General features: G+C 47.7%; 18 protein-coding genes and 1 pseudogene. 3 read left to right on the top strand and 16 right to left on the bottom strand.

The genetic code is table 11. The annotated features are described in order from the left end of the window. Positions 1-25: 25 nt before the first annotated feature. The 14 genes from COW15_RS11350 to COW15_RS11285 all read right to left on the bottom strand — a co-directional run bounded on the left by COW15_RS11350 (position 26) and on the right by COW15_RS11285 (position 17,685). Positions 26-3,259: an efflux RND transporter permease subunit gene (locus COW15_RS11350; RefSeq protein ID WP_293632673.1), complete on the bottom strand. Its 3,234-nt coding sequence runs from the start codon at positions 3,257-3,259 to the stop codon at positions 26-28. A 36-nt stretch (positions 3,260-3,295) separates the two neighbouring features. Next, positions 3,296-4,309, bottom strand: a complete 1,014-nt coding sequence (locus tag COW15_RS11345) for an efflux RND transporter periplasmic adaptor subunit (protein WP_293632672.1) — start codon at positions 4,307-4,309, stop codon at positions 3,296-3,298. A 164-nt stretch (positions 4,310-4,473) separates the two neighbouring features. Continuing rightward, positions 4,474-5,190, bottom strand: a complete 717-nt coding sequence (locus tag COW15_RS11340) for an SIMPL domain-containing protein (RefSeq protein ID WP_293632671.1) — start codon at positions 5,188-5,190, stop codon at positions 4,474-4,476. A gap of 108 nt (positions 5,191-5,298) precedes the next feature. Next, positions 5,299-5,685: a VOC family protein gene (locus COW15_RS11335; protein WP_293632670.1), complete on the bottom strand. Its 387-nt coding sequence runs from the start codon at positions 5,683-5,685 to the stop codon at positions 5,299-5,301. A gap of 101 nt (positions 5,686-5,786) precedes the next feature. Continuing rightward, on the bottom strand, positions 5,787-7,103 hold the full coding sequence (locus tag COW15_RS11330) for an outer membrane protein transport protein (RefSeq protein WP_293632669.1): 1,317 nt from the start codon (positions 7,101-7,103) through the stop codon (positions 5,787-5,789). A gap of 348 nt (positions 7,104-7,451) precedes the next feature. Further along, entirely contained in the window at positions 7,452-8,903 is a 1,452-nt protein-coding gene (gene putP / locus COW15_RS11325) for a sodium/proline symporter PutP (protein WP_293632668.1), read from the bottom strand. A gap of 157 nt (positions 8,904-9,060) precedes the next feature. Further along, positions 9,061-9,765, bottom strand: coding sequence for a DUF3379 domain-containing protein (locus COW15_RS11320; protein WP_293632667.1), 705 nt, complete (start codon positions 9,763-9,765; stop codon positions 9,061-9,063). Beyond that, a complete protein-coding gene (locus COW15_RS11315; RefSeq protein WP_293632666.1) occupies positions 9,758-10,321 on the bottom strand; it encodes a sigma-70 family RNA polymerase sigma factor in 564 nt (187 codons plus the stop codon). The genes COW15_RS11320 and COW15_RS11315 overlap by 8 nt, the downstream gene beginning before the upstream one ends. Positions 10,322-10,393: 72 nt before the next feature. After that, complete coding sequence (locus tag COW15_RS11310) at positions 10,394-12,115, bottom strand: BatD family protein (protein ID WP_293632665.1); 1,722 nt, start codon at positions 12,113-12,115, stop codon at positions 10,394-10,396. Beyond that, positions 12,109-14,097, bottom strand: coding sequence for a VWA domain-containing protein (locus COW15_RS11305; protein WP_293632664.1), 1,989 nt, complete (start codon positions 14,095-14,097; stop codon positions 12,109-12,111). The genes COW15_RS11310 and COW15_RS11305 overlap by 7 nt, the downstream gene beginning before the upstream one ends. Continuing rightward, entirely contained in the window at positions 14,097-15,116 is a 1,020-nt protein-coding gene (locus tag COW15_RS11300; protein ID WP_293632663.1) for a VWA domain-containing protein, read from the bottom strand. The genes COW15_RS11305 and COW15_RS11300 overlap by 1 nt, the downstream gene beginning before the upstream one ends. Beyond that, a complete protein-coding gene (locus COW15_RS11295; RefSeq protein ID WP_293632662.1) occupies positions 15,110-15,748 on the bottom strand; it encodes a DUF4381 domain-containing protein in 639 nt (212 codons plus the stop codon). Before COW15_RS11295 ends, COW15_RS11300 begins: the two co-directional genes overlap by 7 nt. Positions 15,749-15,750: 2 nt before the next feature. Beyond that, entirely contained in the window at positions 15,751-16,704 is a 954-nt protein-coding gene (locus tag COW15_RS11290) for a DUF58 domain-containing protein (RefSeq protein ID WP_293632661.1), read from the bottom strand. A 24-nt stretch (positions 16,705-16,728) separates the two neighbouring features. Further along, positions 16,729-17,685 (bottom strand): MoxR family ATPase, encoded by a 957-nt coding sequence (locus COW15_RS11285; protein ID WP_293632660.1) that lies wholly within the window; start codon positions 17,683-17,685, stop codon positions 16,729-16,731. 251 nt (positions 17,686-17,936) lie between these two features. On the opposite strand from COW15_RS11285, the gene fadI reads away from it, so the two are divergent. The 3 genes from fadI to COW15_RS11270 all read left to right on the top strand — a co-directional run bounded on the left by fadI (position 17,937) and on the right by COW15_RS11270 (position 21,917). Then, the gene (gene fadI / locus COW15_RS11280; protein WP_293632659.1) at positions 17,937-19,247 is read left to right on the top strand and encodes an acetyl-CoA C-acyltransferase FadI; all 1,311 of its coding nucleotides are present in this window, start codon (positions 17,937-17,939) and stop codon (positions 19,245-19,247) included. Positions 19,248-19,252: 5 nt separating this feature from the next. After that, positions 19,253-21,373, top strand: a complete 2,121-nt coding sequence (gene fadJ / locus COW15_RS11275) for a fatty acid oxidation complex subunit alpha FadJ (protein WP_293632658.1) — start codon at positions 19,253-19,255, stop codon at positions 21,371-21,373. Positions 21,374-21,716: 343 nt separating this feature from the next. Next, positions 21,717-21,917 carry a hypothetical protein gene (locus COW15_RS11270; protein WP_293632657.1) on the top strand — a complete coding sequence of 67 codons (201 nt, stop codon included), beginning with the start codon at positions 21,717-21,719 and terminating at the stop codon, positions 21,915-21,917. A 284-nt stretch (positions 21,918-22,201) separates the two neighbouring features. Here COW15_RS11270 and COW15_RS11265 read toward each other — a convergent pair whose 3' ends face one another. Both COW15_RS11265 and COW15_RS11260 read right to left on the bottom strand, forming a co-directional pair. After that, a complete protein-coding gene (locus COW15_RS11265) occupies positions 22,202-22,630 on the bottom strand; it encodes a hypothetical protein (protein ID WP_293632656.1) in 429 nt (142 codons plus the stop codon). A gap of 108 nt (positions 22,631-22,738) precedes the next feature. Beyond that, positions 22,739-24,466 (bottom strand): annotated as a pseudogene (locus COW15_RS11260) (EAL domain-containing protein); the annotation flags it as partial. Positions 24,467-24,545 lie beyond the last annotated feature (79 nt).

The raw sequence follows: 24,545 nt of genomic DNA, 5'->3' as shown, positions 1-24,545 counted from the left end.
AGCGCTATGGCTGCCAATGTGGTGATTAATTGGACGGTTGAGTTAAGTTTATGCGGTTTTTCATGGCCGCGTAATACAGCACTGGGATCACGATTAAGGTCAGCAGTGTTGAGATAAAAATCCCGAAAATCAGGCTGATCGCAAGCCCATTGAAAATGGGATCATCGAGGATGAATAAGGCCCCTATCATGGCCGCTAGGGCGGTGAGCATAATGGGTTTTGCCCGCACCGCTCCCGAATGGATCACTGCCCGTTCAAAGGGCACTCCGGATGCGGTTTCTTGATTGATAAAATCCACTAATAATATGGAGTTACGCACAATGATCCCCGCCAAGGCAATCATGCCTATCATGGATGTCGCAGTGAACTGGGCGCCGAGCAGGGCATGCCCTGGCATCACACCAATCACTGTCAGTGGAATAGGCGCCATGATGATAAGCGGCACCAGATAGGATCTAAACTGTGCCACCACCAGTAAATAAATCGCTATCATGCCAACGGCATAGGCGATGCCCATATCCCTAAAGGTTTCGTAGGTGATCTTCCATTCGCCATCCCAGAGCACGGCGACTGAGTCTAGCCCTGTGGGTTGGTGAATATAATGCTGATCAAAACCTAAGCCATCGGCGCCATCAATTTTGCCCGCCATATCGAACATGCCGTAGAGCGGGCTGTCCAATGGCCCAGACATATCGGCGACGACCATGATCATAGGGATCATATTCTTATGGATAATAGGGGCATCGATTTTGCCGCGTTTGATGGTCACTAGCTCAGAGACAGGCACGGATCGTCCTGTTTGGCTCTGTAACTTCATATTCAGCACTTGCTCTAAATCGACCTTAGCACCTTCGTTTAATTGCAGGCGGATCGGTATCGGTTGTTTTTGCTGGGCTTGATGTAAATAGCTCACATCTTTGCCGCCGACTGAGGTGGCGATCAAATCGACAATATTGCTGTAGGGCACGGCCATCAGGCTGGCTTTAGAGCGGTCGATCATCACTTGCCATTTTTGCTGGGCGGCGGGCAAGAAAATATCGATATCGACTACGTCTTTCGTCTCGTGAAATAGTGCCTGCATTTCATAGGCGGCTTGCTCACGGATGATGGGGCTTGGACCATAGACTTCGGCGACTATGGGCGACCAAACGGGTGGGCCGGGGGGGACTTCAACCACTTTGATATTGGCTCGATATTGGGCACCAATATGTTGCAGATCTTCCCTCACCGACACGGCAATGCTGTGGCTGTCACGGTCTCGGTGCTTTTTATCCACCAGGTTGACTTGAATATCACCCAGTTCCTGACTGTTACGCAGGAAGTAATGGCGCACTAAGCCGTTAAAGTTCATCGGTGCATTGGTGCCCGCGTAGAGTTGTAGGTGTTCGACCTCGGGCACAGTCGCCAGATAGCGGCTTAAATCCTGTAGCACTCTTTGGGTTTGCTCTACGGGGGTGCCCTCAGGCATATCCACCATCACTTGAAATTCCGACTTGTTATCGAAGGGCAGCATTTTAAGCACGACAAGCTGACCTACGGGCAAAGCAACGGCGATACCTATTAGGACAAACACTCCCGCGGCCAAACCGACTCTGGCCCTACGGGCATTCTTACCCAGTAGAAACGGGCCTATTAATTGGCTAAAGAGGCGCACCATCTTGCTCTCAGCCTCATCTGTTTGCGCCGTATGAGTGTCATTGTGGGACTCATGTTTTAACAGTTTGCGACTCAGCCATGGCGTAACGATAAAGGCGACGGCGAGGGAAATGAGCATACCCATACTGGCGTTAATGGGAATTGGGCTCATATAGGGTCCCATTAAGCCCGAGACAAATGCCATGGGCAGAAGTGCGGCAATGACGGTAAAGGTGGCTAAAATGGTGGGACCACCCACTTCATCGACGGCCACGGGGATAAGCTCGCTGAAGGATTTTTTGCCAAGCGCCATATGTCTGTGGATGTTTTCTACCACCACAATGGCATCGTCGACCAAGATACCGATGGAGAAAATCAGGGCGAAAAGTGACACACGGTTTAAGGTGAATCCCCAGGCCCAAGAGGCAAAGAGGGTAATGGCCAGCGTGATGATAATCGCCACGCCAACGACTAAGGATTCCCGGGCTCCCATGGTGAGGAAGACCAGCACAACCACTGCGCTGGTGGCAAAAATCAGTTTTAAAATAAGCGTGTTGGATTTGTCTGCAGCGGTTTCACCGTAATTACGCGATACAGTGACTTCCACATTGTCAGGGATGAGCACATTGTCGACCTGTGCCATACGTTCACGCACTGCATCGGCAATATCGACGGCGTTTTGCCCTGGCTGCTTACCTATGGCGATAGTGACGGCGGGGTAAATAGCGGTTTTATCGGCGTGCCAAACACTCTTCTTGGGGATATCACTCTTTAAACTGATGTCGGCAATATCCGCTAAATAAACGGGAATGGTGTTACCGCTTTTATCCTGTGAAATACTGACAACCAGTTGTTTGATATCATCGATAGATTGTAGAAATTGCCCGGCTTGAACTTTAATCTCTTGATTACCTTGCACTAGAGATGCGGGCATTGAAATATGGTTATTATCATTCAGGCTCTGTCTTAGCTTGTCATAGGTCAGATTAAAGCTGTTCATCTTGGCGGGATCGATCCGCACATTGGCCACCATCTCATGCTGGCCAAGGGTGTAAATTTCGCGCGTTCCAGGGATACGTTTTATCTCAGTTTCTAGGCCGAGAGCCACATGGGTGAGTTGTTCCGCCGAGACCTGTTTGTCCTTTGACCATAGCGTCAGGCTAACGATGGGTACATCATCGATGCCGCGGGGCTTAATCAAGGGCTCACCGACACCCGCACCTAGGGGCAGTTTATCCATATTGGAATAAATTTGGTTATACAGGCTGACAATGGCATCGTTTCGAGCGACACCCACCTCGAAGATGACAATAATCAGCGCACCATCGGGTTGGGAAAAGGAATAGAGTGTATCTATCCCTTTGATTTCAGAGATCACTTGCTCTGCAGGCAGAGTGACTAAATTTTCCACTTCTGTGGGAGTTGCACCGGGAAATGGAATAAATACGTCGGCGAAGGTGACGTCAATCTGTGGTTCTTCTTCCTTTGGGGTCACGAGAATCGCAAATAAACCCAGTAGCAACCCGAGTAGGGCGAGCAGCGGGGTGATGGCGCTATTTTGGAAGGCCGCGGCAATTCGGCCCGAAATCCCAAGTGTGTTCTGTGGTACAGGATCATGTTTCATAAAACAACCTCGACAAAGCTTGCGTCGCTTAGGAATTTATTGCTTTTTATTGAGCAACACTTGATAAGCATCCATGGCTACAGTGTCACCGGACTTCAGCCCCGCAAGCACTTCTACTTCCCCATTTAAGGGTTCACCGACGCGCACTTGAGTCAGCACAAAGACTTCACCCTGTTTAAGGTAAACACTGCTCAGTTCATTCATAGTGATCAGCGCCGATACGGGAAGTTGAATTTTTTCCCGCTCGCCATTTTTAAAGGAGGCCTTTGCCCATGTGCCGGGTTGTAGATTGGCTTCATTTTCTGGCAGATTAATCCGCACTTGATAACTGTGGCTAACGGGATCGGCGAAGCTAAAAATGATGAGATCCCTTGAGGTTAGCTCACGGCCGTCACTTAAACGGACAATAAATTCTGGGGCATTCTTGAGTTGATTAATATAGCACTGCGGCACTTGAGTGATAGCCCGCATTTGATTGGCTGAAAACCCCGAGAGCAAAGGTTGCCCTGGACTGACAGTTTCACCTAACTGCACAAATCGCTCTGTGACTATGCCACTAAAGGGGGCGGATACCACAGTGTACTTTAAGGATTCCGTCGCCTTGATAACCCGGGCCTGTGCTGCGCTGACGGCTTGCTCAGTCGCCTTGGCATTGGCGGTTGCTTCATCCATTGCGCCCTTAGAAATTGCGCCTTGGGGAAAAAGCTCTTTATAGCGCTTGTACTGGGCCTGAGATTCGACATTCAGGGCTCTGGCTTTGGCTAAATCTGCCTCAAAACTGGCCAACTCGGCACCTTGCTCTTTACTGGTGATTTCCAGTAGCGCAGCGCCCTCGGGGACGACATCGTTAACATCGTAGTTGAGTTTGATAATGCGACCAGAGGTTTGTGCCGACACAGTCGCCGCTTTTACCGCCTCAATAGTGGCATCTAACGTCACCCAGTTTGCATAGGGCTTGCTCATTACTTCCATCGTTTCCAGCGAAGCTGCATGTACTTGCACACCAGAAAACGCGAGTAAAACCAAAAGAACACGAGGTATTGTAGCCATACTAAACCATCCCAAATACAATTTATGAGTAAATTCTAATGGAGTTGTTTTCAATAGGCAATTAATATTTATTAGAAAAAATTAATGTAATCGATATCCCTAATATAGGAATAGGGCAGACAAATACCTTATTCCTATTATTTCAGTGGGTTTCGATTAAGCCTTTAGTCGTTTAAATAATAGGTGAGTGTGGAAACAATGCGAATTTGTTTAATGTAGGGCGTGCTGCTATCACGGTCGGCAATCGTAAATTGGCCTTGGCTGGCGCTTTTGATCTTACCGAGACGAGAGTCTGAATCCTTCGCAAATTTTTCAGCAACTTCCCGGGCATTCTGGGTGGCTTCTTGTACCATCACAGGTTTGACTGAGTTGAGATCGGTAAACAAAAACTCGGTGCGATTATCGTAGTCTTGGCTGGCGATGGCGATACCTTCTTTCACAAGATTAATCATTTGCTTACGTGAAACGAGCATAAGATCTATTTGGTTGGTATAGACGGATAAATTCACTTTGGCCGAATAGCGGTATCTGACATTGGGGTCGACATAACCCTGGGCCTGACGGTCCTCTATGGAGGGAAGCGAAACGGTAATTTCACTGTCGCTAAAGCCTTGTTCCTTGAGAAATGTCACGACGCTATCGGTTTTCTGCTGCACGGTTTCATAGAGTTTTGGCAGATTATTATCCACCTCAGTAAAGTTAATCGGCCAAATGGCCACATTGGCTTTGACTTCTTTTTCCGCTAAGCCCTTTACCGTGACTGTGCGTTCCATCGATTTCATTTGCAGTAGGGCAGAACTCGCACTTTGTCCAATATAAACGAGCCCTGCACATAAAAAACCGCCCAACAACAGGGCGGGAAACAAGTTATTTTTTTCCATAGTACAATCCCTTGGTGAGTTAACTCAGCTAACCATACCTAATAAGTGCTGGACATGCACAGGGTTTCGAATCGATGCCACTTAAGTTGGAAAGTACTCTGTAAAGGCTTAGTTTTCAGGCGGGATAGCGCAGGGTTGCCATAGTTCGACTTTATTGCCATCTGGGTCGATAAACCAGCCAAAGCGGCCAAATTCAGAGTCTTCGATGGTGCCGATAAGCTGGCCTCCACCTTGACTCACTTGGGCAAGTGCTTGTGCTAGATCATCGACAACGAAGTTGAACATAAAGCTTTTATCGGCCGGTGCAAAATAGTCGGTGCTGTTGGCGAAGGGGGTCCAGACATGGTAGCCGGGGGTCGATTTGTCATTGTGGTAAAATGCGGCGCCGCCCCAGTCCTCAATCGGCACTTGGAGGTGGGTCCTATACCAAGTTGCCAAGGCAACGGGATCTGTACTTTTAAAAAAAATTCCACCGAGTCCAATGACTTTAGCCATAACCGTTGTCGTATGAAGAGGAGCGTGGATTAACTTTAGGCAATAAATGCTTAAGATACAAAAAAGCCGCAAAAAATGCGGCTTTTTGAGGTAAAAACAGCTTAGAATTGGTAGCTGTACTGTACTGAGTAGTACATACCGCTCGATTCAGTTACCGCGTTCACAGGGCCTGTGATGGCACTGTTTTCGATCAGGTGAACTTCTTCGCCTTTAATATAAGCGATACCGAAGTCAACCGTGTTTTGTGGGTTGATGTGGTAGCTCATACCCGCTGTGTACCAGTTACGGTCAGAATCTGGGAATGAAATAGAGCTGATTTCGTCCACAACGCCTTGGTCATGCATGTAACCCGCACGCACAGTAAATTGCTCGTTGATAGTGTAAGTTCCGCCTAAGCTGAATAACCATGAATCTTTCCATTGATATTCTTTCAGTGCAACGTCGCCAGCTTGAAGTTGAGTACCAGCACCCGCTTGACCAGGTAGAATAGTTGCTACACCATCTTTAGCGGTGATTTGGTCGAAGTTACCCCATTGGGTGTATTGCGCTGTGTAGTGCACTGCAAATTTAGAGGTTAGCTGATGGAAACCTGCAAATTGGAAAATATCCGCCAGCGGTACGTCTAAGCTATCAAAGCTTGTTGCTAGAGTCGTTTTTGCACCTAAACCAACGGCAGATAAATCTTTAGTGCTGATCGTGTTGATATCACCCTTTACGTTTACGGTCGGGCTGAAACGGTAGCTAATACCGAAGCGGTTATCTTTATCTAACTCTACAGTGGCGCCCACGATACCGCCAAATGCCCAACCGTCAGCGTCGACGTCAACCAGGGGTGTCGTGCCCGCATTACGGGTAAGACGGCCTTCGCCGTAAATAGCATCCACACCCGCACCGATACTGAACATATCGTTGATGCGGTACGACACACTGGCGTTGAAGTTAACCGTGGTTACTTCTGTTTCGCCAAGCAGATCATAGGGTGCTGGTGAGCCTGCGGGTAAATTCTTAGAAAGTGAGCTGGCATCGGTACCGGTACCGAAGTTAGAGAAAGCGGCAAAACCGACGGCGAACTTATCGTCGATTGGGTGGATGTAGAAAATATTAGGGATGACTTTAGAGCTACCCGCATCATCGATGCTGCCTAAGTCAATGGCACCACCGGCAAAGTTAACGTCTTTAACATCAACAGTAATATCGGCATAGGTTAAGCCGAAGGAGATCGCATCTTTATCGAATAATGCCATAGCCGCTGGGTTACGTGATAATACAGAAGCGTTATCGGCAATCACAGCGTCACCGGCAAATGCACGGCCCATACCTGTGGCTGATTGGCTGTTGAGTTGGAAACCTGAAGCTAAGGTTTGTGTACTTGCTAATGCGACAGAAACGGCAATGAGTGTCTTGTTGAATGTTTTCATTATTATTCTCTCTATTTATAAGTATCGGATTTTGTCTGGCCCTAGTGCCCAGAAGTGCTGAAACCCTTTTATAGTCTGTGGCATCTTAGGGATTGGCTGTAACCTCAACAAGTCCGACCAGATGCGAATAATGTTAATTTTCAGTTAATTAAAATCGAATTAAACGGGGTTTATGCTCTAGTGTGATTGAATGGTCTGGCCAGATGCCCGATACCAAAGGTTTTGGATGGTCGGAGGAGTTTTAATTTTGGTTAACAGTTTGTGACTTCTGTTTTGCGGATAAAAAGATACAAAATGTAAAAAGCGTACAGGTGTACGCTTTTTACTGCCATCATTGAAGGGAGTGGCTTATAACGCGGACTTGAACTGTTCAAATTCCGCGGTGACTTTGGCATCGGGTGTGGACAATTTGCTGACGGCTATTCCCGCGAGGATCGCAAAAATAAAACCAGGAAGTATTTCGTATAAGTCGAAAATCCCCCCGGTTAATTGCTTCCAAACTACTACGGTTAATGCGCCGACAATAATAGTGGCAATAGCGCCATTACGGCTGTATTGCTTCCAAAAGAGAGATAGTAGAACAACCGGACCAAAGGCCGCACCAAAGCCAGCCCAAGCATAACTCACAAGGCTTAATACACTGCTTTCAGGATTAAGGGCAATCACGCCGGCAATCACAGCGATAGCCAGTACACCTAAACGACCGACCATCATCAACTCGCGATCGTCTGCCTGTGGGCGTAACCATTTACGGTAGAAATCTTCGGTGATGACGCTTGAGCACACCAGTAACTGTGAATCGATAGTACTCATAATCGCCGATAAAATAGCGGCGATAAGCAGCCCACCTATCCAAGGGTTAAACGCGGCTTGTGCTAAGTGGATAAACACGGTTTCAGGGTTAGATAGCGGTTCTTTGGCAAAATACAGTGAACCAGCCAGTCCCGTTGCGAGCGCACCTAGTAACGACAGTATCATCCAGCTCATGGCAATACGGCGCGACAAGGGCAGGGCATCGGCACTGCCAATCGCCATAAAGCGCGACAAAATATGTGGCTGGCCAAAATATCCCAACCCCCAAGCGAGTAAGGACAGCATGCCAATGACGGTGGTTTTGTCACTCACGAGTGTCAACATGGCGGGATCGAGAGATTCTATGCCCGCATGGCTCTCTGGGTTGGAGAAAATGGCGAAGGGAATAATCAGCAAGGCGATTAACATTAAACAGCCTTGAAAGAAATCGGTCCAACTTACCGCAAAAAAACCACCGATAAAGGTATAACCGACAATGATGGCCGAACCTATGACTAAGGCGACGTTGTAATCGAGCCCAAAGACTTTCTCAAATAATATTGCGCCGCCCACCATGCCGGAGGATGCATAAAAAGTGAAGAAAACTAAAATAGTCACGGCGGAAACCAACTTCAAATAACCCTGGTTATCGTGGAACCGTTTCTCGAAAAAATCCGGTAGGGTAAGGGCGTTGTCTGCTAATTGGGTATAAATACGCAGGCGTTTGGCAACAAATAGCCAGTTAAGCCAAGCACCAAAAATTAACCCTATGCCGATCCAAGCTTCCCCTAAACCGCCTAAATAGACGGCGCCGGGTAAACCCAGTAATAACCAGCCGGACATATCAGATGCTCCGACGCTCAGTGCGGTAACGGCGGGGCCCATTTTACGGCCACCTAAAATATAGTCATCTACAGTATCGGTAGCGCGGTAAGCCCAAAAACCTATGGCCATCATCAATACTAAATAACCAACAAATGTGATTAAAATCGGGGTTTCAATCGTCATCTTGCCTTTTCCCATCTTTTTATTATTAAAAGTGGCAAGCATGCTACCAGATGTTTGAGCAATCGCCCATTAGCAGATAAAAATGTGATTAAAATCTAACCTCCGATAGCATAAAAATATCGGAGGTTCATTTTAAAAAAGTTTAGATAATATGGGGTTAGATAAAGGTATTCTTGATTTCTTCTTTTACGTAGCTTAAATCGGCTTTATCCTCACCCACGAGTAAAATAAAGGCGTCGGCGGTTTCAAAGCCCATGCCTTGGTATTTACCATCGGCGAAGGTTTGGTCTAGCACCATACGTTTCTCTAGCGGCACAATAAACAGTGTGACTTTACCCTGCTCAGCTTGCACGACCAGATGTAGGCTTTTTACACCCTGAAAATCGCAATAGGAGGTGTAATACACTTTGCCCGGTTGTTGGGTGAACTTGGCATTACCAAAATCTTTAAGTGATGCGAGCTGGGCATTGACCTGATTAAAGTTGACGTTTTGGTCAAGATGTAAGGCCATATCTTCATGGTAGACATGGGCCAGCGCATGCTCGGCTAAATCGACTGGGCCTAAGCGCAGTAAGCTAAAACTCACGCCGATCACAAAAGCAATTGAGGCAGCCATTGCGACTAAAAAGCCCGTCTGACGACGCTGTTTATGGTGCTGCTGTAACTGCTGACGCAAAATCAGCTTATCGGCGAGATCGTCCGCTACATCGACTTTCAATGCATTTGTCAGTTTGGCATCAAGGTTTTTAAGCTCATTGATTAAGGCTTGGTTTTCTGGCTTAGCATTAATTTGTGTCAGAAAATCAGCATCTTGATTATGAGGGTCTTCGTAAGCTTGACGTCTAAATTTAAGCTCATCCATTGGATTGACCTCTCAGATCATTCTTCTCAAGTAATTCTTTCAATTGGCTCCTCGCCCGAAATAAACGCGTCATGACGGTGTTGCGATTGAGCTCCATCAGTTCTGCGATTTCATCGCCGCTAAAACCACCAATCAGCTGGAGTAACAGTGGCTCGCGGTATTCGATATCCAGCTTGCCAATTTGCCTACGGATCAAATATTGCTCGGTCTGCTCTTCACTGCTATTGGAGATATTGTCCTCTAAGGTATCTTGTTCAACGTCGGAATAATCGAACTGTTTACGCTCGAAACGCCGAGCATTTTCACGCCTAAGAATCGTGATCAGCCATGCCTTCGCCGCTTTATCATCCTTGAGGGAATCCAAAGAGCGCCACGCCCGCAAGAAGGTTTCTTGGGTAATGTCTTCTGCCACGTGTTTATCGCCGCATAACCAGTAGGCGTAGCGGAAGATGTCTGCATGTAGCGCCTTGACTAGGCTGTTATATCGTCGTTGTTTGCTTAGCATGTCAGAAGAGACCGCGGGCTCGACGGATTTCTTACGCCAGTTAGCAAACATTTTTAATTTTTCGGTTTGTTGGCTGAATGTTTAGCATTGTTGAACTCGCTTATCTGTCATTAAACCCTTAATTTACTTAGGGTTCAGTGGGCTTAATGGCGCTGATTTGGGGGTTGAATGCTTATGTGCACAGGCCTTAACTGCGTTAAGCAACGCGGCGCACTCGGCGTTCAGCTTGTTAGTATTAGCATTGTTAGTATTCGCACTGTCAGTATGGCTGCTGGCATCGGCCTTCGCACTATAGGCGGCAATTTGCAGTTGTTGTATCGCCTGTGCGAGTTGCACTGACTGCTCGGCAATCTTATCCAGTGTCATAGGCGTTTGCTGTAACTCGCTGAAGTAGTGCTGTAACTGCAACATAATGCGGCTCACATCGCCACTGGCGCAGGCTTGCTCTAGTCCTTGTAAGCTCGCAATATTCGCTGATTGTGCTGAACTTATTGAGGCGTTAAGGGAAGCGTTAAGTGCCGTCGGGGCGGCCGATGGGTTTTTTAAGGCGCGGCGCCAGGCGATTAAAGTGATGATCCAAGCGACGAGAGTGACCAGCCATAGCGCAGCAAACACCTTAACCATCCACGGGGTATTGTTATCGGCCGCTGAATTTGCTTGCCAAGAGGCTTGGGCGGGAGCCTCTGTGACAACACCGCCTGTTACCACTATGGTACGTGCGGGGAGCGTTGCGGTTTCTTGACGTTTAAGGCGTGGATTCCACCAAGGCACTTTGACTTCGGGTAGGGTAAATGTTCCTGCTTTGCTGGGAACGATTGCCGAAGTCATACTGTACTGGGAGACAATTTGTGCATCGCGTACAAAGGTTTGTCGCTGAGGTTTTTCTGGGTATGACTTTAGTTCATTCGGCAGGGTTTGCACTATATCTGGCAGGCTATTTTCATCGGCATTGGAAGCCAATAAAGTAATAGTGCGAGTGATAGGGCTACCGACGGTAAATTCCTTAATATCCTCGGGAAAGTTTTCTTTTAGCGCCACTAAATCGGCAACCAGCCATTGGCCTTGGAAGTTTGTCGGTGCAGGATTCACTTGCACTGTGAGTGAGGGCGCACCCGCTTGCATTGGGCGGCTTTCATTAAAGCCAAACATGCCGCCGCGACGTTGGGATTCGACGAGCACATCGCCCGCAAAGGTTGCACCTTTGATGTTCACTTGGCCGGGTAGGTCGGGAATGATGCCATAGGTGCGTTCAATCACGCGGTAACGGCGGCCATCGACTATTTCTGAGCCATCCTTATCTTCACCGATTTGTTTGATCTGCGCGCCTTCGATTACTGGTGCGCTCAATACGCCCCTTTGTAATTCCACCGCTAGATAGAGTTTTACCTTGTAGGTAATGAGCTGGCCGACATAGGCCTCGTCGGTTGACACTTTGGCATCGATGAATAGGTTATTCATTTGCGCGGGCTGGCTGCCCGTTTCGACCACTTTGAGTGGGATCGGCGCCGAGCTGATGCCATCGATAATAAAGGCTGGAATGGTTAACTGACCTTGTTGTTTTGGCGCGAGCAACACTTGCCAGCGGGTTTCTTTGACCGCATCGAAGTTCATGATTTGTGTGCTGCGACTCACGCTGGTGCGGCCGACAATAAAGTCTTTCAGCAGGGCTGATGTATCTAGCTTACCGGTATCGATTTCATCATCGACGCTGATGTTGAGCACAAAGTATTCGCCCTCCATCACAGGATTGCGATCGACCGATGCTTCAATTTTGCTGAGTGCAAAGGCGGGCTGAGCCACTCCGATGGCAAGGAGTAGCAGGATAAAAAATTGTCTGATTACCACTGTTCGTTCCCCTTTGATATTTGGCCATTTTGACGGCGTTTTTGATATTCCAACTGCATCTTGTTGCGCAGTAACACTTGGGGGTCTTCACTCACGCCCCTCAGCGCTCGCTGCATTTCTGCGGGAAGCGGTTCGCTATTGGTGGGCGGCGCTTCGACGGATTTACTCATGGCAGCTTCTTGTTTATCTTGCGCATTTTGCTCTGGCGCTTCTTTGGCGCCAACGCCTTGCTTTGCTTGCTCTGCTGATTTTTGCTCCTTCGCATCGGCGTTAGCCTGCGCTTGTATCTTAGCTTCATTATCTGCTGGTGAATCGTCTACAGGTTCATGTTTCTTTGCATCCTGCTCGGCATTTTGCTGCGCGGCTTGTTGAGCCTGTTGCGCTTTATCTTCAGCGCGATCTTGCTGAACTTCATCCTGCTTGTCCTGAGCATTGTCCTGTTGATCCTGAGACTCTTGCTCAGCTTGATCTTGCTTATCTTTCTGAGCGCTATCTTGGTCAGATTGCTGTTTATCCTGCGTTTTTTGATTACCGGATTGTTGGTCGCCGGACTGCTGATCGCCTTGTTGATCTTGGTTCTTATCCTGTTGATCGTTTTTACCTTGCTGCTTTTGCTGCTCTTTCAATAACTTTTCAGCCAGTTCAAGGTTGGCCTTTGCCGCAGGAAAATCGGTTTGTTTTTCTAGTGCGGCTTGATAGCGCTCCTTGGCCTTATCGGGTTTACCGAGTTGCATCCAGGCATTGCCTTGATTGTAGAGGCCTTGGGCCGAGCTATCTTGCTCGAAGGTTTTCAGCGCTTGCTCATAATCACCGGCTTTATATTGGGCGCTGCCTCGCCACTGGGGCGACTCAAACTGCTTAGCAGCGTTGGCATAATCTTGGGATTGATAGGCCTGCATCCCTTGCTGATCTGGCGTTTTCCACACATCTTCCCACAGACTGGCATGGACAGGCTGAGGCGCAGCCGCGAGCAGTATGCCGCCCGCGAGAGTAGCAAATCCAATGCTTGCCACGATTCCTTGTCTAAAACTGAAAAGGGCGGGGAGCAGTAATAATAAGGCGAGGTAAGGACCGAGATCCTGCCAAGTTTCACCATCAAGATCTGTGGCTTTGGCATCGCCCGTATCACTTAACCAATCTTGTAATTGGGCTAAATCATTGCCGTCGGTGCGATTTTGGATTAACACGCCTTTGTTATCCGCGGCCAGTTTTTGCAGCAGGCCAAAATCAGTGCTAGCCACAACGACTTCGTTGCTGCTGTCGCGCTGCAATTGTCCATCGGGTAGACGAATTGGCGCGCCTTGGCTGGTACCAAAAGCGACGACAGCAAGGCGATATTGCGTGCCACTTAATGCCGAGTTAGCGTCATCAAATTGGGCCGCGGTGATGCCATCTGTCATCAGGATAATATCGCCGCGAATATGCCCACCCTGAGCCAGTAGCGTTTTGGCCTGGGTTAAACCTGCCGCTAAGTTTGAGCCACGAACCGGCATGATCTCAGGGCTTAAGGTCGGCAATAAATTGAGTAGTGTGCCGGTATCACGGGTTAACGGGCTGATAGTAAAAGCATCGCCGGCAAAGGCGACTAAACCTGTTTCACCTTCTTTAAGATTACGCAGCAGATCCGTAGCCCTAAATTTGGCTTGGGTTAACCGGTTTGGCGCAAGATCGGTAGCAAACATAGATACGGACATATCCATCACCAGCACGCGGCCTTGCTCGGCGGCGAACACAGGTAAGGACTGTTTATTAACGGCAGGCCCGGCGAGTGCAAAAGTCGCCATCAGCCAAGTGAAAGCTAGTAAATGCAAAGGACGACGGGATTTCTTGCTGCCTTGGGTGACCAATATCTTGGCTAAGTGCGGCGCAATATACCGATTCCAAGCGCTGTGGCTCTCGTGTTGCCGCCATAAACTCAACAAGGCTAAGGCTAGCGGTACTAGTGCGAGTAGCCATTCAGGACGAATAAAATGTAGGCTCATTATTTGATGTTCCCCTGTGAAGTGGTTGCGACAGAGGGTTTAACGCGGCGCGCTGCAAACAGTGGCAATTGACCTAAGGCAATCCACAGACTCGTCAGTAATGCCAGTGCCAGCGGCCAATAGAACAGATCTGCCTGCGGACGATAGCTTAATTGATCGCGACTCACGGGTTCGAGTTTATCGATTTCTTGGTAAATCTGGTCTAGCTCTTGGCTGTTACGGGCGCGAAAATAACGGCCGTGGGTGACGTCGGCGATATGCTTAAGTTGGTTTTCATCCAGATCCATCGAAGGATTAACCCGCTCGCGGCCAAAGAGTGTACGGCGCTCCATTACATCTGCGCCCACACCAACCGTATAAATAGTAACTTTACGATTAGCGGCAATTTGCGCTGCTTGCTCTGGTTCGATATTGCCCGCGTTGTTAGAACCGTCGGTCAATAAAATCAACACTCTATTACTCTCGTCCATTTTATCGAAGCGTTTTACCGCTAGAGCGATGGCTTCACCTATGGCGGTTTGTTTACCGACTAAGCCGATTTGTGCTTCTTTTAAAAATTGCGCCACTGAACGTCTATCTTGGGTGAGCGGTGCCTGTAAATAGGCGTGATCGGCGAAGAGAATTAAACCGATACGATCGCCTTTGCGGCGTTCGATAAAGTCACTGACAACGTGCTGAATTAAAGTGAAACGGTCGACGGTTTTGCCATTTACCACCATGTCTTCAATCTGCATACTGCCGGATAAATCCACCGCCATCATCAGATCGCGGCCTTGGCTCGGCAGTTCGATAGGTTCACCTAGCCATTGTGGACGAGCGATAGCGAGCACTAACAGGCTCCACATCAGCCAGTAGCGTTTGCGGCTCTGGCGCGTGTTGGCCGCTAAGCTTTGTTTGCCTGTTTGGCTTATTCCGGGTAATTGCAGCCGGCCACCATCCACTTGTACGGTTTGTTGGCGCCAAAAAATCAAAGGTAAAGGCAGTAATATCAATAGCCAAGGCCACGCAATGGTTAACATTGTGCCTCCGGTTGTTTGGTGTCAGCTGGCTGGGTTTGCGCTTTAGTGCCAGTTTGCTGGATTTGAGCTTGAGTTTGAGTAGGCACGGGCGCACTCAGTGTTGCTTTCGATGCCAACCAAGCTTTTGTGAGTGCATGTAACTCATTGGCTTCAGCTAAGGTCAACGGCGTTGGTTGGTGACGTTTGGCTAACAAGGGACCGATACGTTGGCGTTTGGGCGCGGGTAAATAGCTGTCTAGCCACGTCGCCCAAGCTTCACCATCTAACGAGGCTATCGCTTCTCTGCTGATATAACTCATGGCGGTACGCTTTAATAGGCTATTGACATCAGAGACATAGGACGGCGCTTGTTTATCAAGTTGACTGAGTAACTGTTTCGCGGCTTTTTTCGGCGCTAAGTCACGGGCGCGTTTTCTTAGCCAGATAACTAAGAGTGTGATGAGGGCAATCACAAGTGCTAAAACCAACCAATAACCGATTGCCCAAGGCCAAGCGCCGATTGGATCGGGATGAATAATATCCTGCAGATCCGCCAACGCTGGGTTTGGCGTCGCTGAAGCCATGGGGACTGCAGCCTGTGGATTTTCTATCACTGGTGTCACTATTTCTGAATTCACTGTTGCTGGATCCATAGTTAACGCAATAATTCCAATTGATGGGCTAGGGGAGCACCCGCATCGATGAGCTGGGTGTGCACGCGCAGTTGCTGCATCATGGCGATAAAGTCCCTTTGCTGACGCAGCTGAATGTCGAGCCATGCCTGATAACTGTGACGGGTGAGCACTAGATCTTCATCCCCATCCCGTACCGGCAAACTAAAGTTGGGCGGCAATGGCAGAGTGCCTTGGCGCAGGGGATCGGTAATAAGGTAGGCGCCCACATCGCAATGACGTTTAAGCTCGGTGAGAGGCGCGATACATTGGGGGCTAAAGTGACTGCCATCTGTCACTATCCACACCAAGGAACCGGGTTTGGCGATACGTTGTAATCGCTGACAGGCGCGCAGGATATGGTCAGGATCGCGCTGGCCGCTGCCAACATGATTGAGCTGATTTTCGTGAATGCGGCGAAGTCCCGAGATCAATTGCAATATGCCCTGGCGGCGACTGCGGGGCTTAAGCTCTAGATGCTCAGATTCGCTGGCGATCAAGGCGCCGAGTCGATCGCCATGGTTAATGGCATTCCAACCTAAGGTGGTGGCAAGGTGTCCTGCTTGCACCGATTGCAGCAATAAACTCGAGCCAAAATAGAGACTTTGGCTTAAGTCGATCAACAACAGAATAGGGCGCTCACGTTCTTCGACAAATAACTTAGTGTGAGTTGTGCCCGTACGAGCGGTTACGCGCCAATCAATGGTGCGCACATCGTCGCCCTGTTGATAGTGGCGCACTTCGGCAAACTCCATGCCGCGGCCTTTAATTAAGCTGCTGCGATGGCCCGCTAAATTAGCGCGGGCACGGCTATAACGCTCGGGCATAGCACGGGCGATATTTTGGCACGCCAGCAGCTCTTGCTCGGTTAAATGCAAGCCATCGGCAAACAGCGGCAAACCATAGACCGAGTCAGAGAGTCGTGCAGTGTCACTCATCTTATTTCACCTTTATCTTCACCGTTAAGGTACTGCAACTTGACTCAATATGTGGTTGATCACCTGATCGCGGCTGACGCCTTCGGCTTGAGCTTGGTAGCTGAGTAATAACCTGTGTCTTAACACATTCGGCGCAACGGCTTGAATGTCTTCCGGTGAAACAAAGTCTCGCTCGTGCAGCCAAGCGCGGGCGCGGGCGCAGCGTTCTAACGAAATAGTGGCGCGTGGGCTAACACCGTACTCAAGCCATTTCGCTAAGTCTTCGCTGTAGCGGCTTGGCTCACGGGTCGCCATCACGATTTCGACTAGGTACTTTTCGAGTGGCTCGGCGAGATAGATTTCCATGGCTTCGTCACGGGCGGCAAACACATCGGCCTGAGCAATCTGCTCAGTGGTTGGCAGTTCGTGGGTTAGCGCTTCTTTACGGGATTGACGCAGAATTTCGAGCTCAGTCTCGCCGCTCGGGTAATCAAGGTTTAAGTGCATCAGAAAACGGTCAAGCTGCGCTTCGGGCAGCGGATATGTGCCTTCATTTTCTAATGGGTTTTGGGTGGCCATCACTAAAAACAGCGGCGGTAGCTTATAACTGTGCTTACCGACTGTGACTTGGCCCTCGGCCATGGCTTCTAATAAGGCCGATTGTACTTTGGCGGGAGCGCGGTTAATTTCGTCCGCCAAGATTAAATTGTGGAAAATCGGTCCGGCTTCAAATTCGAAGGTGCCGGTTTGCGAGCGATAGATATCTGTGCCGGTTAAGTCGGCGGGCAGCAGATCTGGGGTAAATTGAATGCGGTGGAAATCCCCCTCAACTCCGTCACATAGGGCTTTCACCGCACGGGTCTTGGCCAGTCCCGGTGGGCCTTCAACTAATAAGTGACCATTGGCAATTAAGGCAATGAGCAGATTTTCGGTCAATACTGGCTGCCCTAAAACAACCTTATTTAGGTAAGTGCGTAATGCGTGGAAGCGACTCAAAGGCATGATGCTACTCGTTTTATTATGTTGGAAATGTATAGACAACCGCTATGGTAAAGAATTCCCTTAGGGTTTGGCTAGTGTTAAAAAAACAAACAGGTGTTTAAAACTTGCTGACAAGAAGTTAGAATCAGATCACACTTTAATGGTCAGACCTGTTATTGGGCGTTTTTCGCCGTAAAACAATGGGTCAAACACGGAAATAGCTAGCGCCGCCTGAAATCTCTCAGCGATTGCGCACATAAAGAGGGTGACAAATGAGTGATAGACAACAGGTTACGAACGCCAAGGGCGAGCGTATCGCAATAGTAGCGGGTTTAAGAACGCCATTTGCAAAACAAGCCACGGCATTTCACGGTGTATCGGCGCTCGATATGGGCAAAATGGTGGTCAATGAATTATTGGCGCGTTCTGAACTCGATCCTAAGTTGATTGAGCAATTAGTGTATGGACAAGTGGTGCAAATGCCGGCTGCACCTAACATCGCCCGTGAAATCGTACTCGGTACTGGCATGAATGTGTCGACCGATGCCTATAGTGTCACTCGTGCCTGTGCGACTAGCTTCCAATCTGCCGTAAACGTGGCCGAATCTATCATGACAGGTAATATCGACATCGGTATTGCGGGCGGGGCCGACTCTTCTTCTGTCTTGCCTATCGGCGTGTCGAAAAAATTAGCCCATGCGTTAGTCGATCTGAATAAAGCCCGTAGCTTTGGGCAAAAATTACAAATTTTCCGTCGTTTAGGCATTAAAGATTTATTACCTGTGCCGCCTGCCGTGGCAGAGTACTCGACGGGCTTGTCTATGGGACAAACCGCTGAGCAGATGGCAAAAACCTACCATATTAGCCGCGCCGATCAAGATGCCCTAGCGCACCGCTCGCACACCTTAGCGAGTGAAACTTGGGCTTCGGGCCATCTTCGTGACGAAGTGATGGTTGCCCATGTGCCGCCGTATAAACAGTTTATCGATCGCGATAACAATATCCGCGAAAACTCGGTACTGGAGTCATACGCTAAGTTGCGTCCTGCATTCGATAAACAGCATGGTACTGTGACGGCGGCCAACAGTACGCCACTGACTGACGGTGCCTCAGCGATTATCCTGATGAGCGAAGGTCGAGCTAAAGCCTTAGGTTATCAACCGATTGGTTACATTAAGAGTTACGCCTTTAGCGCCATTGATGTGTGGCAAGACATGCTGATGGGACCATCCTACGCGACGCCACTGGCGTTAAAACGTGCTGGAATGGAATTAGAAGATCTTACTCTGATTGAAATGCACGAAGCCTTTGCGGCGCAGACATTAGCGAATATGCAGATGTTTGCCTCGAAAAAATTTGCCGAAGAAAAACTCGGTCGTAACCGCGCGATTGGTGAAATCGACATGAGCAAGTTTAACGTGCTCGGTGGCTCGCTTGCCTACGGCCATCCTTTTGCTGCAACGGGAACCCGTTTGATCACCCAAGTGTGTCGTGAGCTTAAGCGCCGCGGTGGTGGCACTGGCCTAACAACGGCCTGTGCGGCCGGTGGTTTGGGTGTGGCTATGATAGTGGAAGTGGAGTAATCGGCATGGAAAAGACCTTTAATTTAACCCGCCGCGACGACGGCATTGCCATTTTGACTATGGATGTTCCTGGCGAAACCATGAACACCCTAAAAGCACAGTTTGGCCCTGAAATCAGTGAGATCCTAGCCGAAATCAAGAGTGATTCGAGCATTCGCGGTTTAGTGTTGATCTCGGGCAAAAAAGATTCTTTCGTCGCGGGCGCGGACATTTCTATGCTCGATGCCTGTAAAACGCCAGACGATGCCAAAGCCTTATCCCAGCAGGGGCATGTGGTTTTTAATGAGTTAGAGGCGTTAAAAATCCCTGTGATTGCGGCAATCCATGGTGCCTGTTTAGGTGGTGGTTTAGAGTTAGCCTTAGCCTGTCATCAAAGGGTATGCAGCGACGATGGTAAAACCATGCTCGGTGTACCGGAAGTCCAACTTGGACTATTGCCAGGTGGTGGCGGCACTCAACGTTTGCCACGTTTAGTCGGCATTACCACCGCCTTAGATATGATGCTGACCGGCAAACAGATTCGTCCTAAACAAGCCTTGAAAATGGGCCTAGTGAATGATGTTGTGCCGCAGACCATTTTACTGCAAACCGCAGTTGAGATGGCGCTTGCGGGTAAACGTGCACCGAAACCTGTTAAAAAGTCACTCGTTAATCGAGTGCTTGAAGGCACGAGCTTTGGCCGTAACATTATTTTCGATCAAGCGGCAAAACAGGTCGAGAAGAAAACCCAAGGTAATTATCCTGCACCAGCCAAGATCATTGACTGTGTGCGTCAAGGGGTTACGAAGGGCATGCAAAAAGGGCTAGAAGTCGAAGCCAGTCATTTTGCCGAATTAGTGGTATCGAAAGAGTCTGAAGCGCTGCGCAGTATTTTCTTCGCCACCACAGAAATGAAGAAAGAAACCGGCGCTGAGGGCGTGAGCCCGCGTAAAGTCAAAAAAGCGGTGATCTTAGGCGGCGGTTTAATGGGCGGCGGTATCGCCTCTGTGACGACGACCAAGGCTAAAATTCCCGTTCGCGTCAAAGACATCAGCGAAAAGGGCTTAAGCAATGCATTAGCCTACGCCTATAAGTTGTTGGATAAAGGGGTTAAGCGCCGTCATATGACACCCGCTGCCCGCGACAGTTTAATGGCACTGATGACCACAACCACTGAATATAAAGGCGTTAAAGATGCCGACATCGTTGTGGAAGCGGTATTTGAAGACTTAGCGCTTAAGCATCAAATGGTGAAAGACATCGAGCGGGAGTGTGGTGAGCACACGATTTTTGCCACTAACACGTCATCTTTGCCTATTAGCCAAATCGCCGAGGCGGCAACGCGTCCTGAGAACGTTATTGGTCTGCATTATTTCTCACCAGTAGAAAAAATGCCGCTGGTGGAAGTGATTGCCCATGCTAAAACGTCGCCAGAAACCATTGCGACTACTGTCGCATTTGCCCGTAAGCAAGGTAAAACACCGATAGTTGTGCAGGATGGCGCAGGTTTCTACGTCAACCGTATTCTTGCGCTTTACATGAACGAGGCCGCGCAATTATTGCTTGAAGGCCAAAGTGTTGAGCATTTGGATAATGCGCTGGTTAAGTTTGGTTTCCCTGTGGGACCTATTACCTTGCTCGATGAAGTGGGAATTGACGTGGGCGCTAAGATTTCACCAATCCTCGAAAAAGAACTGGGTGAACGTTTTAAAGCGCCAGCCGCATTTGACAAGCTTTTAGCTGACGATCGTAAAGGCCGCAAAAATGGCAAAGGTTTCTATCAATACGGCGCATCGAGCAAGAAAGCTAAAGCAGTCGATGAGACTGTGTATGGCGTATTAGGCATTAAGCCTGGCACCAATAAAGACGCAAAAGCACTTGCCGAGCGTTGTGTGGTGCAAATGCTTAATGAAGCGGTGCGTTGCTTGGATGATGGCATTATTGCATCGCCAAGAGACGGTGATATTGGCGCTATTTTCGGTATTGGCTTCCCACCATTCCTCGGTGGCCCATTCCACCATATTGACACTTTAGGCGCCGCGAACTTAGTGCGAATTCTTGAAGGTTATCAAAGTCAATTAGGTAACAGATTCGAACCTTGTGAGCGCTTAAAAGCGATGGCACAAGAGAATAAGCGTTTTTTCTAAGCCATTTGTTTTCAGTCAGCCCTCATTAAATTGAACAAAAAAACGGCAGTAAATTGCCGTTTTTTTATTGCCATAAGGCATATTTTTGCCTAAAAAGTGTTCACAATAGGGGCGGATATCTTGTATCATCCGTGCCCTCGAGTAGAAACCGTTTACGCTAACTGTTTTGCTCTTAGTGAGGGACTTTACTGAGGAGCTTTACTGAGGGTCGTGCACATAACTTATTTAACCATTTGAGTGGGATTACAAAAAATGGCTAAGAACAGTGAGTGTGTGAGCACTTTTTGATAAGGGATTATATTTCCTAACGATATGATTCTATTTGTTTCTAGAGGGGCTATTTGTGGTTTTGCTGATCGTTTTACTTGCATTTATCTCGGCTTGGTATTTTGGCTTGGCAGCATTTACCGCAGGTCTTTCAGTTAAGTATTGGGCGATAGTGGGTTTTATATTAGGCCCTTTGGCTTTTCCGCTCTTTACTGCCCATAGTCATTTGGCACTGAGGAAGATACGTTGCCAGAAAGAGTTGATGTTAGCGTTCTGATTTATAAGTATTTATAGATATTTGTAACGTCATCTAGGTATTTAAAAACTAAAGGGAGCATAGCTCCCTTTATTGTTTTCTAAGCTGCGCTAGCTTAATTTCAGTCAGCAGTATCAGCGAACTGATTACCACAGATGAGTAAATTTAGTTCCACCAACCCTTTGCAGAAATCACTTCAAGGTGGTTTAGACCTTCAGGCAATTTAACTTTTTTACGCGCTGGCTTAGATAAACCGAGTGCTTTTTTGATTGAATTTAGCATGTTAGCTCCTTAATCGTTTCTGATTACGCTGCTACAACAGATTTGAATTTCACATTCGGTGAACCAGCTATTTCAATTGACTTAAATTTAACGTTGGGTGAACCCGCGACTTCAATAGGCTTGAATTTCACATTCGGTGAACCCGCGACTTCAATAGGCTTGAATTTAACGTTGGGTGAACCTGCGACTTCAACAGGCTTGAATTTAACGTTGGGTGAACCAGCAACTTCAATAGGCTTGAATTTAACGTTAGGTGAACCTGCGACTTCAATAGGCTTGAATTTAACGTTGGGTGAACCAGCGACTTCAATAGGCTTGAATTTAACGTTGGGTGAACCAGCGACTTCAATAGGCTTGAATTTCACATTTGGTGAACCTTCTTGTGCCACACTATTAACAGTAAAACCAAGCGCAGATAATAAAAATGCACTAGTCAAGATTCCTTTAATCATGTTCATTGTCTCTCAGGTAGTTGATATTGATTTATTATTGACACTGAAATAATTGATGCATCTGTTGTGCCAATGTTGTAAATAAAAATCAAATTGAGAGTAAGATGATTAAATTATGTTGATTTTTGTGTTTGACTTTTCCATATCCTGTTGGAGTAGCTGGGTAAACTCAGTCTCTTTTATCGCTTTGCTGAAAATGTAGCCCTGAATTTCCTCACAGTTGAGTGCGCGTAAAATATTTAACTGTGCAGTTTGTTCTACACCTTCTCCCACCACTGAAAGCCCCATATTATGGGCAATGGTAATGATAGAGTCGACCATCTTTAAATCGCGATCCGATTTATCTATATCATCAACAAAGGCTTTGTCTATCTTAAGGGTGTGAATAGGAAAACGTTTTAAATAGGAAAGTGATGAGTAACCCGTTCCAAAATCATCCAAGGCTAGGCTCACTCCCATTTTGGTGAGTTGTTGCATAACGATAATGGCCGTTTCTGGCTGTTTAATAACCGTACCTTCGGTTATTTCTAATTCGAGGTGACATGCTGGTAACTGGGTCAGTCTTAAAATTGACTCTATTCGTTGCTGAATATCGGGTAGAGCAAACTGGCGCGACGATAAATTGACGGCGACTCTGCCATTGAACAGACCTTGCTCCCGCCATTTCTGGGCGGCGAAACAAGCTTTGCGTAAAACAATCTCACCAATTTCAATAATTAATCCATTTTCTTCCGCGAGAGGAATAAAATCATTGGGCGGAATTAAGCCGCGTGTCGGGTGATTTAATCTGACAAGGGCTTCCATGCCTGCAACACGGCCGCGTTTTAGATCAACCTTAGGTTGATAGTAAACTTCAAATAGATCTTCTTTTAGCCCTTCGCGTATCAGATTTTCAATCTCTAGCTGCCGAATAGCATGCTGATTCAGTGACTCTGAATAGAATTGATAACAATTACCACCGGCTGATTTTGCATGGTACATGGCAATATCCGCTTTTCTGAGTAACGCTTGCTCATTTTGCTCATCCTCAGGGTAAAGCACGATACCTATACTGAGTCCCAAGACTAATTGTTCGTGATTAATATCAAAAGCAGTCTTAAAAGCTTCTATGACTCGTCCAGCCATTACTGCACTGGCACTAATATCTGCTTCTTTATCCAATACTATTGCAAATTCATCCCCCCCAAGACGATAAATACTGGTGTTCCTTGGGAGTGATGATTTAATTCTTATCGATACTAATTTGAGTAGTTGATCGCCAATTTGATGGCCTAATGAATCATTAATACGTTTGAAATTATCTAAATCTAATACCATTAAGGTGTGAGATATTTCTTTATTCACTAAGTTACTTAGGGTGACCTGTAGGTTTGAGCGATTTGGTAGTCCAGTGAGAAGGTCATTGTTGGTTAATTTTCTCAGTTCTTCTTCCTGCTGCTTACGCCGTGAAATATCAGAAAAAACACCTACGTAGTGCGAAAGTTCACCTAACTCGTCATAAATAGCATCTATGGTGAGTTCCATATGGAAATGACTCTTGTCTCCTCTGGCTGCTTCTACTTCGTTAGCCCAGCGGCCTTGTTGCTTAAGCATGGTTCGAATTTGAACCGAAAATGACTCTGGATACAAATCAAATGTCAATAAATTACCAATAAACTCGGAGCGGTTTCGTAATGAAATTTTACAACAGGCTTCATTGACTTCGACAAAACGATATTCACTATCGAGAATAAACATACCTTCTGAAATATTTTCAATCGCTTTTTCAAATAGTTTTAGCTGTTCTTCTTTTTGCTTAAACTGGCTAATGTTTTTAATGGTTCCAGTCATTCGCAGCAGGGCGGGATCATACTTTGTTAACTAACGGAAACTTTTAGGCTTAAACAGGATCAGAGCAAGCATGTTATGCTAACGA

Origin of the sequence: Shewanella sp. CG12_big_fil_rev_8_21_14_0_65_47_15 (genome assembly GCF_002783505.1) — a bacterium.
Lineage (GTDB): Bacteria > Pseudomonadota > Gammaproteobacteria > Enterobacterales > Shewanellaceae > Shewanella.
The sequence above is the reverse complement of the archived record's forward strand: the minus strand, read 5'-3'. Positions and strand labels throughout refer to the sequence as shown.